Source organism: Lysinibacillus sp. NPDC095746 (assembly GCF_044763535.1).
In the GTDB taxonomy this organism is placed as follows: domain Bacteria; phylum Bacillota; class Bacilli; order Bacillales_A; family Planococcaceae; genus Lysinibacillus.
This window is the reverse complement of sequence record NZ_JBIWGL010000008.1, coordinates 46,822-60,033: the sequence shown is the minus strand read 5'-3', so window position 1 is coordinate 60,033 and position 13,212 is coordinate 46,822. Positions and strand designations below refer to the sequence as shown.

General features: G+C 37.4%; 11 protein-coding genes and 1 riboswitch. Of the genes, 1 reads left to right on the top strand and 10 read right to left on the bottom strand.

Going from position 1 to position 13,212, the window contains the following annotated elements:
* Positions 1–12: 12 nt before the first annotated feature.
* The 3 genes from ACIQ7N_RS08055 to ACIQ7N_RS08045 form a co-directional block, all read right to left on the bottom strand.
* On the bottom strand, positions 13–849 hold the full coding sequence (locus ACIQ7N_RS08055; protein ID WP_402931311.1) for a putative RNA methyltransferase: 837 nt from the start codon (positions 847–849) through the stop codon (positions 13–15).
* The gene (locus ACIQ7N_RS08050; protein ID WP_402931310.1) at positions 849–2,234 is read right to left on the bottom strand and encodes an MATE family efflux transporter; all 1,386 of its coding nucleotides are present in this window, start codon (positions 2,232–2,234) and stop codon (positions 849–851) included. The genes ACIQ7N_RS08055 and ACIQ7N_RS08050 overlap by 1 nt, the downstream gene beginning before the upstream one ends.
* A 203-nt stretch (positions 2,235–2,437) precedes the next feature.
* A complete protein-coding gene (locus ACIQ7N_RS08045) occupies positions 2,438–3,205 on the bottom strand; it encodes a tyrosine-protein phosphatase (RefSeq protein ID WP_402931309.1) in 768 nt (255 codons plus the stop codon).
* 132 nt (positions 3,206–3,337) lie between these two features.
* On the opposite strand from ACIQ7N_RS08045, the gene ACIQ7N_RS08040 reads away from it, so the two are divergent.
* On the top strand, positions 3,338–4,060 hold the full coding sequence (locus ACIQ7N_RS08040; RefSeq protein ID WP_402931308.1) for a hypothetical protein: 723 nt from the start codon (positions 3,338–3,340) through the stop codon (positions 4,058–4,060).
* Here ACIQ7N_RS08040 and ACIQ7N_RS08035 read toward each other — a convergent pair.
* The 7 genes from ACIQ7N_RS08035 to ACIQ7N_RS08005 all read right to left on the bottom strand — a co-directional run bounded on the left by ACIQ7N_RS08035 (position 4,049) and on the right by ACIQ7N_RS08005 (position 13,034).
* A complete protein-coding gene (locus ACIQ7N_RS08035) occupies positions 4,049–5,014 on the bottom strand; it encodes an ABC transporter substrate-binding protein (protein ID WP_402931306.1) in 966 nt (321 codons plus the stop codon). The two genes, ACIQ7N_RS08040 and ACIQ7N_RS08035, sit on opposite strands and share 12 nt — an antisense overlap.
* Positions 5,011–5,559, bottom strand: a complete 549-nt coding sequence (locus ACIQ7N_RS08030; protein WP_402931383.1) for a hypothetical protein — start codon at positions 5,557–5,559, stop codon at positions 5,011–5,013. Before ACIQ7N_RS08030 ends, ACIQ7N_RS08035 begins: the two co-directional genes overlap by 4 nt.
* A 199-nt stretch (positions 5,560–5,758) precedes the next feature.
* Positions 5,759–5,964, bottom strand: a riboswitch (cobalamin riboswitch).
* Between the two features lie 230 nt (positions 5,965–6,194).
* Positions 6,195–6,743 (bottom strand): hypothetical protein, encoded by a 549-nt coding sequence (locus ACIQ7N_RS08025; protein WP_402931305.1) that lies wholly within the window; start codon positions 6,741–6,743, stop codon positions 6,195–6,197.
* 544 nt (positions 6,744–7,287) lie between these two features.
* Positions 7,288–8,499: a C40 family peptidase gene (locus ACIQ7N_RS08020; RefSeq protein WP_248717346.1), complete on the bottom strand. Its 1,212-nt coding sequence runs from the start codon at positions 8,497–8,499 to the stop codon at positions 7,288–7,290.
* A gap of 409 nt (positions 8,500–8,908) precedes the next feature.
* The gene (locus ACIQ7N_RS08015; protein ID WP_402931304.1) at positions 8,909–10,897 is read right to left on the bottom strand and encodes an ABC1 kinase family protein; all 1,989 of its coding nucleotides are present in this window, start codon (positions 10,895–10,897) and stop codon (positions 8,909–8,911) included.
* Positions 10,898–10,993: 96 nt separating this feature from the next.
* On the bottom strand, positions 10,994–11,878 hold the full coding sequence (locus tag ACIQ7N_RS08010) for a M23 family metallopeptidase (protein WP_402931302.1): 885 nt from the start codon (positions 11,876–11,878) through the stop codon (positions 10,994–10,996).
* A gap of 205 nt (positions 11,879–12,083) precedes the next feature.
* Positions 12,084–13,034 (bottom strand): c-type cytochrome, encoded by a 951-nt coding sequence (locus tag ACIQ7N_RS08005; RefSeq protein WP_402931301.1) that lies wholly within the window; start codon positions 13,032–13,034, stop codon positions 12,084–12,086.
* Between the last annotated feature and the right edge of the window lie 178 nt (positions 13,035–13,212).

The window sequence follows — 13,212 nt, the reverse complement described above, 5'->3', positions numbered from 1 at the left end:
CATATAAAATAACTAGACTCTTCCCACTAATACATCAACATCAATCGTAATTTCATTTAACTGAATATTAGTATCCTCTTTTTTATGCCAGCCCATTGGTGTCATTTCAAGCAGTGCTGGTACAAGCTCTGTAGCCAGCGGTACTGTATAAGTAATACGTTCTATACTAACATCGGCAAAGCTTTCTTTAAAGCGAGCAACGATTTGTTCATTCGAATACGACTCTTTTGTAGAATCCGCATATAATTGTGATCGAAGCTCATGTAGATACCCGCTTTGAGGTACAACCTTAACAACACAACCATTCTGAGTTAATAAACGTTTAAACTCTTCGTAATTAGCAGGCGATAAAATATTTAATATGGCATCGAAACTTGATTTGGCAAATGGACTTTTCGCTAAATCACCAACACACCAAATTTGCTCTGGATAATGTCGGGATGCAGCAAGTATGCCTTCTTTCGCTATATCAATACCTATGCCAATACTGTTATCTTTTTTATCTTCCATAATACGGGCTAAATGCGAACCCTCACCACACCCTGTATCAAGCACGGTTTCTGCATTAGCAATTAGCTCTCCGATTTTATCTTCTACTAAATCATAGATGCCACTATCAATAACCGCTTTTCGAGATTCAAAGAGGTCTTTACTGTACTTAGAAATAGCACCATGTGTCAGCATATTGACGTAGCCCTGCTTGGCAATATCAAAAGAATGATTTGAGGAACATACTAATCTTCCCTGCTCAAATACACTCATTGACTCCTGACAAATTGGACAAGCAAAAAGTGTCATATTTTTATCCATTAAGGCTGCCCCTGCAGCTCTTTTAGAAAGTGCTCCCATTAATTCGTCTCCTTTTGTTCTGTAGGTGAAACAAGTGCAAAACGCTCCCACTTACGACTTCTCCATCTAAAGTATACAATAATGGCTCGCATCCATTCATCTGCCGAAATCGCTAGCCAAATACCTACTAAACCCCAATGTAAAACGAATACGAACAAGTACCCGAGCGGAAGGCTCATACATACCATTGATAAGAAACCGATTTTCACCGGAAATCTTGCATCCCCTGAGGCACGCAACGAGTTAATAACAACAATATTCATTGTACGCCCTGTTTCAAGCAGAATGCTTAATGCTAGTACAGATGCCCCGATGGCTATTACCTCTGGATTATCAGTGAAAACGTGCATAAGTTGCTTACGGAATATCGTCACAACTACAACCATAGTTATCGTAAAGGCAAAAGCTGCTCGTACACTTAACCAAAGCTGATGATAAGCTTGATCTTTTTTACCAGCACCGACATTTCGCCCAATAATTATAGCTGTGCCCGTCCCGATTGCAATCGCAAATAAATACGTAAACATCGAAATATTCATAGCATATTGTCTTGCAGCAAGTGTCTCTGAGCCTAAATACGTTGCATAATAAAGGAAGACAATTTGACAAAACTGATAAAGCACCTGCTCAAATGCTGACGGTAAGCCTATATTTAATATTTTTCGAACATATTCCTTTGAATACTCGAAATAATACGCTAGCTTTACTCTTACTTCCATCACTTGATACAACAGCCAGAAAAACACAAGAACCGCTAATCCCCTACTTACAACCGAAGAAATAGCCGCTCCTTTTACACCTAACTCCGGTAATCCTAGGTTACCAAAGATTAAACCGTAGTTTAATACAACGTGTAGCACATTCATACCTAGCGATACATACATCGTTTGCTTTGTCCATCCATGAACACGGATAATCGCTGCTAACGCATTTATAATTGCCTGTAAAAAAATAAAGCTTCCTATGATTGCCAAATAGCTTTGGGCATATTTAAGCACTTCTCCTTGCAAGTTCATCATGGTCATTAAATGACTCGAAAAGAAGAAAAATAAGACACTCATCATTAGTCCAACGATCAAATTCATCGTTACTGCTAAAGCAGAAATTTTCGCAGCTTCAAAAAAGCGCCTTGAACCTAAGTATTGAGATACAACAATGGAAGCACCATTACCAACTACCTCAAGTATTAAAATGGCAATATGAATATACTGATTAGCTGCACCAACCCCTGATACGGCATTATCTGATAAAGCACTGAGCATAAAAGTATCTGCTAGTCCCATTAACATAAATAAAAATACTTCTAAAAATATCGGCCACGTTAAATGGAACAAGCTTAACTTATTTGTCTCTTTTATATCACTTTCTCTTACTGTGTCTGACAATTTCAACTTCTCCTATACGCTTCATAAGAATTTTACGGGCAGTTATTTCGGTACAGTTAAATGACTACCCGTTACAGCATGATAAAAATATATAGTATCTTATCATAAATTTTTAAGGTGTAAAGAGTTTTTATAATGAAACATTATGAAGCTAGTATAATACGTAAAAACCCTCTCACAATTTTATGCGAAAGGGTTTCTTATCATATTAAGTAATGATCCTGCAATTGCTTACGTTTTTTTGTTGTTAAACCAAACTCTTGCTCTAAAAAAGCAGTCTTAGAGCCATATCGATTATCCATTGCATCAAATGCCGCTTGTAAATAGTCCTCACGGGCCGACATTAAAGCATAAAATTGCTGCAATTCTTGATCGCTATAACCCAGCTGAATTGTCTGAGCCATTCGTTCTACTAAGGGACGTAGATGTACATTTGTATCTAAATAGTCCTCCATGATTGTTTCCTCAGGTACATCTAAAGCAAGTAAAATAAGTGCGCTGCCAATACCTGTTCGATCCTTTCCAACCGCACAATGATGAACAAGCCCTAAATTTTCAGGATGCTGAATCGTTGCTATTAACTTTTTAAACGAGTCATTATTAAAAGGCATTTGCGCATAAAATTCTCGGAACATCTCTGGGCTTACAACCTTATAAAAATCTTTTCCACCAGTGTTTGTAGGCATCTCAAAAGCATGATTTCCCTTTGCCGGTATTTGAATATACTTGGCATACGGAAATATCGGATTAGGATTATTTTGAGCCTCATGGTTGTCTCGATAATCAAAAATTGTTTTCACACCTAGCGTTTTAAATAGCTCCTTATCTGCTTTCGTCATTTTACCAAGTGCTGCTGAACGATAAATCAAACCATTCTTAACAGTACGCCCATCTCTCGACTTATAACCACCCATATCACGAAAATTATAAACTGCTTCAAACGGAACAATCTTCATATCAAACTGTTTCACTCACTGCACCTCTCTCTGTTAGCAAGCATTCTTATCTCTATATTATAGAACAATTCGATATAATACCAATTTTCGCACTAGGGAATGTCACACGCTACTTTGAACGCGGAGGGGGGATTTTAGCGATCTTTATTGAAGCGAGGAGAAGGCCGTTACCTGATCACTTTTTCATCAAAGCGGAGTAGTTATCCACCTTACCTGATCATTTTTTTCATCAAAGCAGAGCAGTTATCCACTCTACCCGATCACTTCTGCTTCAAAGCGGATCAGTTATCCACCCTACCTGATCACTTCTTCATCAAAGCAGAGCAGTTATCCACTCTACCTGATCACTTCTTCATCAAAGCGGATCAGTTATCCACTTCACACGATCACTTTCTCTTCAAAGCGGATCAGTTATCCACTCTACCCGATCACTTTCTCTTCAAAGCGGATCAGTTATCCACTTCACACGATCACTTTCTCTTCAAAGCAGAGCATTTATCCACTCTACCTGATCATTTCTTCATCATAGCGGACAAGTTATCCACTCTACCTGATCACTTCTTCATCAAAGCGGATCAGTTATCCACTCTACCTGATCACTTTCTCTTCAAAGCGGATCAGTTATCCACTCTACCTGATCACTTCTGCTTCAAAGCGGATCAGTTATCCACTCCACACGATCACTTCTGCTTCAAAGCGGATCAGTTATCCACTCCACACGATCACTTCTGCTTCAAAGCGGATCAGTTATCCACTCCACACGATCACTTCTTCACCGAAGAGAAACGGATTTTTACCCGGGTATTTCACTATTATCCGGCAAAAAAGCTGCCCTTGATAAAGGACAGCTCCAAAATACTATTTAAATAACTCAGGGTATACTGCTTTTGCGATTAACTCAACTGCTTCTCCAATACGCGGACCTGGACGATTTGAAATATCAGTATCTATAGAATAAACCGCTTTATTTTGAATAGCAGTGATTGAATTCCATCCATCACGGGAAAGAATTTCTGCCGCTGGGTCTTTCACATAGTTTACTGTTGTTAAAATAACATCTGGATTTTTCGCAATAATATCTTCCTCAGATACCTTTACCCAGCTTTTAAGGTCAGCAAAAACGTTGTTAACATTTGCAGCATTTAAAATCTCTTGTTGGAATGTACCAGAACCAGCTGTATAGATGTCTGGCTTTGGACTAATTTCTAAATAGATATTTTTCGGTTCTTTCACATCTTTAACTTTCGCTTGGACATCGGCAATTTTACCTTTAATATCTTCATTTAACTTGTCACCTTTATCTTTGATGCCCATAACCGTTGCGACTTGTTCGATATCCCCATAAACATCATCAAATGATTTAGCTGATTGAATGGCAAACACTTTAATACCTGCATCCTCAAGGCCTTTTAATGCATTTAAATTTTCTTCATCTTTACCAGTCGTATAGGCAATTACGACGTCTGGCTTTAACGCTAAAATACGCTCACTGTTGAATTTTACAGAATCAGAAACACGCTCAATTTTTTGCGCTTCTTCTGGATACGTATCAAACTCCGTTGCACCTACGATTTCATCTCCCACACCTAGAGCAAATAAAATTTCTGTATTACTCGGTTGTAATGAAACAATAGTTTTAGGAACTGCATTAAACTCTACTTCTACACCACGGTCATCCTTAACTTTATAGCTAGTAGTTTTCTCAACTTGTTGATCTTCCTTAGAAACCGTTTCTTTTTTTGCATCCTCTTTCGTGCCGCAGCCAACTAATACAAGGGCCAGCATCAACACAGAAAGCCATTGTAGCTTAAACATTTTCTTCATTTCATTGATTCTCCTTTTTTCTTTTTCATCGGGTATGACTTACTAATAAACGGTATTTCAGCAATACCAGCATGCTGATTCATATAGACAGCCATTACAAAAAACACATTGGCTAGCAATCCTAAATAATCAAAGAGAATAGCAGGTACTTCCCGTTCTTCAGATACTTTGTGCAAAACACGGTATGATTTTTTCGCCTCACTACGGCATACATGTAATGCAGTAGCAGCCCCTGTCCCTTGAGGTAATACAAAGTTTTGTATTTCATCCTTAACATGACTAACATAGAAATCATAGCGATCACTTAGCCAAGTCAAATCATCTTCGGTTACCGCCAATTTACCTCGTACTGACCCATTTACATGGTAAGCCATTGGTAAAATGGCTAGTAAATCATCTGCTACTACCTCCACAGTTTCCCTTTTTACCGCCGCTAAAGCGACACCAATATGTGTTGTAAGGCTATCTGTTCTAATTTCAAAATCTACCGTTGATGCCTTTTCACGCATAAATGGATAACAAGAATAACGTGCATCTTTTTTCAAATCTAAGTCCCCGCTTTCCTTCGTGAAAAATTCTACTTTATTCACACCTTCTTAAGATTTCTTCCGGTGAAAGATGAGTGTACATAAAAAAACGTTGTTCCCATTCCTAAGGAAACAACGAAAATAACATAAATAGTGTCATATAGACACGGTATAGCCTATGTATTTGCCGCATATTCTCCTAGCTTCCGAAGAGTTATCATACGTTCAAACAAAGGTCGGTCTCCTGGCTTGTACAGTTCACTACATTCAATCATGTTGTACGTCATAAAAACCTTCCCATCAGCTCATTCGACAGTGGTATATCTTTATGATTCCTGTACTTACAGTTGCGGAAACAGCTTCGGTTTTTCACCGAATTCCCGATTATGCTATAGTTCAGCACCCTTATTCTGCAAGAATTATTCACTTGTTATGCAGTTTATCATAGATTAATAGGAAAAAATAGATGTGGAATTAGAATAAAACAAATACGATGGGTAAAGATCATGCAGGTATCACCATATGCACGCGGGTGTTTTCATTACCCCACGGGCATTTCATATGCTCATGCAGGTATTATATTTCATAGATAGATGGTATAAAAGCTATCTCTCAACGAAAGTATTTGCGCAAAAACAGCTATTTTACAGCTTTTAACCGATTGCATTCTTATATTTCTTTTTGTATTTACCATCTTCTTCCTCTTCGATTAATCGCTGTGCAATCTCTAGTAGTTTCGGGTCTTTCGTTTCATCGAATAGCTTTTTAAAAGATACAATAATATCATAGCGTATCGATGTCGGGTGCTTTTCGTCTAAGCATATTTGAAATCTTTTAGCCAAATATGACACGACTAAATCTCTTTGTACCTGCCCTGCTAAACCTATTCTCCAAATCGCCTGCAAAGTTTGCCTCGCAGTTTCTGTTCTTTCATCATACGTTACTGCCCAAATCTTTAAGAAGTCCTCTAATACTCTTTCTTCAGGATCACTTTTTGCCGCCAATGCGCATAAAAATTGTGCAGCACTTGCACGTACATGTCCATTTCTATATGTAAGAGCTTGAACAAGTTGTTCCCAAACTGAATATGTCCAATCAACTGGTTCCTGCATAATTTTCATTAATTCTTCGTATGATTTGTATTGAATATCAAGGTCACGCTCTGTTAAATTACTAAAAAGTTGCAAAATCTCTTTTTCCATGATTCATCCCTACCTTTATGAACGCAAAAATGGCAAACTTGTTGTATTAATTTCCATCATTCGTTACTTTACTACTACGAAACTAAAGTCACAAACAGTTTAATTTCAAAGTGAGATTTCTAATTATATTTCAAAATTATCAGAAATGAGTATCAATATGCAAGAAAACATTTCTTTCGGCTATAAAGACACATCCTTTATAATTGGAATTAGCCTGCTATGAATCCAGCGAAATACGCTATAAAGATGACAATCATTTATATGGATAATTGATGCTATACCTTACATCGGCTCTATTTTCATTTTAGTAACAGGTAATATAGTTGTAAATATATCTACTTATGTAAATTTATTCATCTTAGATGTTATTTTACTCATTATTCATCGAGTAGTCGAGCCTTAAATTAATGGATTTATATCCGGCTATATGATTTTTACTCGGAAGACCTTAAATACCGTCAAATAATAAAAAAGGTCATCTTTGTAATTTTTTTTTACAAGGATGACCTTTTCGCTATTTAAATCGTCTATATAATAGTAGGGCTTATTGAATACGACCGAAGCCTACTAAATATTGATTCCACCAATCAAGTGATTCAATGACAACACCTTTATTTTGAGCATCGATCATCGTGTTATTTCCTAAGTAAATACCTACATGCGCTATGCCTGATCCATAGCTGAAGAATACTAGGTCACCTACACGTGCTTCACTTGCTGAAATACGTTGTGTTGCTAAATATTGCTGTGATGCTGTACGTGGTAAAGATACGCCTGCTTGTTTGTAAGACCATTGTACAAGACCTGAACAGTCAAATCCTGTTGATGGGTTGCTACCACCCCAAACATAGCTACGGCCTAAGAATTGCTTTGCAGTTGAAATGGCATCACCTGAAGATGCAGTACCTGAACCAGAACCAACAACGACTTTTTGTGGTGCTTTTTCATTGTTCGCTTTACCACTATTGTTAGCGTTGCTAGTATTACTGTTACTAGTATTATTGTTAACGTTGTTATTTGTTGCTTGTACTACTGGAGTAGCTGCTTGAAGTGCACGTAAACGAGCTGCCTCTTCCTCTGCTGCTTTACGTTCTGCTTCTAAACGTTCTTCTTCTTGTTTCGTTGCAATTTGTGCCTTTAATGCAAGAGATTTCGCTTCATTTTCAGCTTTTTTCACTTCCATTTCGCTTTCCTTTTGTTGAAGCTCTTGGAATTGCTTTTGAAGCTCTTTTTGTTTTTCATCTAATGTTGTTTTTTGTTTCTCTAAGTTAGCTTTATCCGCTTCTTGTTGATCTACTAACTCTTGGTCAGCATCCATTAATGTTTTTACCGCTACGACACGGTCCATTAAATCTGCAAAGCTTTTTGCTTCCAGAACAGCATTTAAATAAACGCCCACAGTATTATCTTGAGCTTGGTATGCAGCCATACGATCATTTAAAATCGCTGAACGTTGCTCAATACGTTTTTTAGTATCTACAATATCTGCATCAACTTCTTTAATATCTGCTTGTACTTTGTTAAATACTTTTACTTTTTCATCGATCTCTTTTTGTAGTTTAGTTAATTCTTCTTGTAGCTTTTTAACCTCTGTATCTATCTTCGCTTTCTTATCAATCATTTGTTGAGATGTTTCTTCTGCATGCACTACGGTTGGTTGAACTGTATTAAATAATAAGCCGCCAGCTAGTGCTAATGCTAGCACCATCGACTTACGCCATTTATTGCGCTTACCCACGTTATTCTTTCCCTTCATTAGTCAATTTCGCTCTTAGTATTTTAATGTAATCACTGGAACGATTTTTTTATTTTCTCTTATATTTTATTAGCCTTTTAAAGTTTAGCATTATTAGCATAACTTTTATACTATTTCACGGCTTTTTAATCGTTTAGTAAAACTCGCAACATTCTTGTAATATTCATGTAAATTCTATTAAATTCTACAAAACTACATTTTATTCTACATAACAACGTTTTTAACTGCTTTACCATTAGACCCAAATTCTGTTTTGTAATGTTTTTGTAATATTCCACGAGAACATTTACCCATTATGGCTCGATAATGACATCCGTAATCGGCTAAAAGAATTTAAATAAAAAAAGGTAAGGGAGCATTTCCCCTACCTCATCTTGTCGCAAATAATGTGTTTCCAAGCTGGTGCTTCCTATTGCCTCATAGAACGTAGCGCTTGGATAGAAAGGCGTACTAAAAGAATGGCACATAAAAACAAGCCCAAGTATGCAGCTGTATTTAAGTAAACAGCGTACGCGTCACGAATAAATTGCGAGATCGCTAAAAGTGCTACAGAAATAATCCCAAAGGTAATACCTACGAGAAGTAAGACTAAACGGGAAAACAAATTTGTAATAAAACGAGCATTATCCTCATCCGAAAAAACATCGTGATGTAACGTAATTTTCCCGCTCTCCACCCGTTGAATGAGCTGATTAACTCGTCTAGGCATTTTGTGCAATGCCGGAATAAGCATTGCTAATTCTTCTTGTAAACGTTCCTTCGTTGCCATCGGTTCTTTAAATGGCTTAAGGAAGGATGCTCGCATATATGCAGATGAAAACTCTTTCGCTTCCGTGAAAATATCAAAATTCGGGTCAATTACCCGTAATGTCCCCTCTAATGTTACTAATGAACGCAGCGCTAAACCTACTGCTGGATAGAAAGTAAGACCGAAATCACGAACAACCGTAAATAATGCATGTATTAATTCTTCTGTCGGAATTCGATCCACGTAAGAAATTTTCAAGAGAATTTGATCAATTGCTTGCTCTATCTTTGCACGATCTGCATGATCTGCATTTTCTACCAATAACGTTATGCCGTCAAATAAAGTATTTGAATCACTTAGATGAATCCCCATTAAAATTAGCTTTAAGCCCTCTTGTTGTGTAGGTCCCAAACGACCAACAGCCCCAAAATCAAGAAGGATCGGTGTACCATCCATCTCATCAATCTGAATATTTCCCGGATGTGGATCTGCATGAAATATACCCGAAACAAGCATTTGTTCAATGAAAGAACATAAAACAGTCCTTGCAAACTTCCTACGATCATTTTCTAATCGATTAAATTCGGCCGCAGCATTTGCAACGCTTTTCCCCCGTACATATTCCATGACAATAATATTTTCATTACAATATTCTGTATAGATTTTAGGAATCTTTACCTTATAATCGCTTTTTGCAAGAGCATTCGTCACCTGCAATGTATTACGAGCTTCAATATCTAAATGAACTTCCTCACGTAACCCATCGCCAAATCCTTTAGCTAGCTCTCGAAAACCAAGCGACTCAGCCCATGTAGATTTGTTTGAAAGCCAATTGGCAAACTCCTCTAAAATATCGAGATCGTCTCGCATGATTCCCTTTACTTCTGGACGTAGTAGCTTCACCACGACTTCATCAAAATTTTTCAATCGTGCCTTATGTACTTGTCCAATAGATGCTGCCGCAATAGGCTCCATTTGAAAGCTTGCAAATATTTCATTCATAGGCTTAGGAAGTGAGTCTTCTAAAATTTGAGTTACTTGCTCTGACGATAAAGGCTTCACATTATGTTGTAGCTTCTGTAACTCGTCAATAAAAATAGGCGAAAACAGTTCCTTACGAGTAGAAAGCACCTGACCAAATTTAATAAATATCCCACCACATTGCTCCAAAGTAATCCTTAAAGCAATAGCAAGCTCCTTTTCATTTTCTCGTTGTCTTGCGTATTTAATCGTTTGAACAACGCCATTTGTCACTGCTATTTTTAACACCTGACGCAAACGCTTTTGCTGTCGCCAGTAGCTACGAAGGCGCAATAATAAATTTTTTTTACCATTCCGACGATCCCTAGCTGTCATACCACTTGGATCAAATAGCTCAAAAACGAGATAGAGCAGCATCGAAATTAGTAGCATGCAGCCAATCCAAACAAGCGTACTGACCTCTGTCACTGTTTGCATCATTGACTCGTACAAAAAATCTGTATGTCGTAAATAGGTATACCAATAAACAAAGGACGTAAGCGTCACACTAATAACTACAGAAAGAACCCTACGTATAAAATTAATATTTGAACCAATTAATCGACCACTTACAAAATAAATAAGTACTGATACAACAATGAGTTCGATTAAAAATTTCAAATAAATCAACAGCGTCACCTCCGATGCTACTTCCTAATACTGCTAGTATATCAAATTAAGACCTGTACTTCTTTTAATGTCTAGAACCAGAGACCAGAGAAATAGTTACTTTAATAAAGGGTGTGGCTTTATACTAGTATCTTTTTTGGGCATGAGGTCACCATCTATATCACGAAAAAATAGGGGCAGTCCTTCCGCTAAGATAGGATGTATAACTTTCGTTGGATTTTGCCTTTGATGGTGAATATGTAAATGGGGTTCCGAGGATGAACCGCTATTTCCAACACGGCCAATGGAATCCCCAGGTTCTACAGTATCTCCAACTTCAACAGATACGCTACCTTTTTTTAAATGATTAAGTAAAAGATACGTACCTGTTTCTTTTATTTTTATGTACACAAAATTTCCTTCTATCGACTTAAAATCTTCTGTCCCTGGTGTAATGTCAGCTTCATTATTTGAAACAGCAATAACAACTCCAGAAACAGGTGAGTAAATTTCTTTATTCCATATTCCATAATCCTCATTGCTTTCACTACTAATATTATATGGTTCCATTACTAAATCGTAGGCCCATCTCTCCGATGCCCATACTGCATGAGGCAAATTATCTTTAACAGCATTACCGCCCCACCCAACTACAGTTTCTGCAGTTAAAGGCCAGCTTACAGTAATAGATGGTTGAGCACGTTCAATAGTGTTCGGGTAAGCATAAGGAATAATATTCATGGTCATTAGTATTGGAAAGATTAACATTATGTTTACGACTATATTAATAAACAACTTTACACTTTTCTGCTTTTTAACAATAAATATAATCAACATAATCAAATTTACCATCAATCCTAACGCCCCTAAGATTGGTAAAACTAATTTAAGTATTGCCCATGAATACGCTCCATATATCCCACTACTAAAATGAACACTGATCCATAACAATAAAACGAATCCTGTTAACGCACCATTTGTGTAACCATACTTTCGCAACATTTTTTTAATAAAAAACTTCCTCCTACTATCTAAAATTTGAATAATAATTACCATTACCAAATATAGCAATCGAAGGATACCGTGCCTATACGACCTCAGATGTAGATTTCCATCTTTAGATAAAAAAATACCTTTAGATATAAATTATCTAAAGGTAAATGAAACGAATATTATTTCTATTCGCTAGGGATACTCTCTCTTCATTTTAGTTGGCAGAAAGTACTTGCTCCCAATTTATTGTGCCATTTTTAACTTGTTCCCGTTTTTCTTTATTCATAATATCATTAGGACGTTCGCCTTTTGGCCAATCTTTATCGTGATTTTTCCATTCAGGTCGATCCTGCGATAAGATAAAGGCTGCTAAATCAGCTGCATTTTGATCTGTCAAAGTACCTGCTGCACCAACCGGCATATTATGTTTGATGTAGCCAGCCATTTTCGACATTCTCGCCATACCCGCTCCATCATTGAATGAGTTTTTACCCCATAATGCCGGACCTGTATTAGCACCAGTACCTGAGCCATCAGCTGCGTGACAAGTAATACAAGACTGGGCATATACTTCTTCACCATTCGTAACATCCGGTATAGGAATGTTCTTCATAGTAGTTGCACCTACCCATTCACGCTTTGCTCCAATAGGTACACCCTCTGAAATATAGGCGAAGTATGAGACCATTGCTTCTAACTCTTTACTATTCATGTCAAATTTCTTACCGTTCATACTGCGAACCATACAACCGTTAATACGCTCCTCAATCGTTACAATATCACCTGAGCGTGCAATATATTGAGGATAATTCGCCATAACACCTACCAATGACGAAACTTGCTCATCATAACCTGCCCCCGCATGACAGCTTGTGCAAGACAACTGATTCTCAACATATTCTTCTGCAGAAACGTGTGTATTATTTACAAGCTCATAGCCGTATAATATTGCTTCCTTCATAGGTCCATCTGGTACTTCTTCAATACTTGGTGGCGCATAGACAACTGACTGAGCAGCCGCTGTCGTTGGTATTTTTGTTTGTACAGCAGTTTCTTTACTTTCTCCTTTAGCATCCCCTAAAATTTTGTCGCTAATGACTGCCCCCACAAAAAGTGTACCTGCTAACAGTACTGTCCCCGCTACTCCTGCTACTATAGGTTTCATCTACAATACCCCCCTTTGTATAATCACCTATATTTTAGCAAAGCAGCATGGTTTTCGATGTGACTTCCCTCACACCTTACGTAAATAGAACCATTTGAGGATAAAATTACGAATTCTTTTGTTCTATAACACATCAAACGAGACTTAATACCTCTTGCAGTATGCACTTATTCCTACT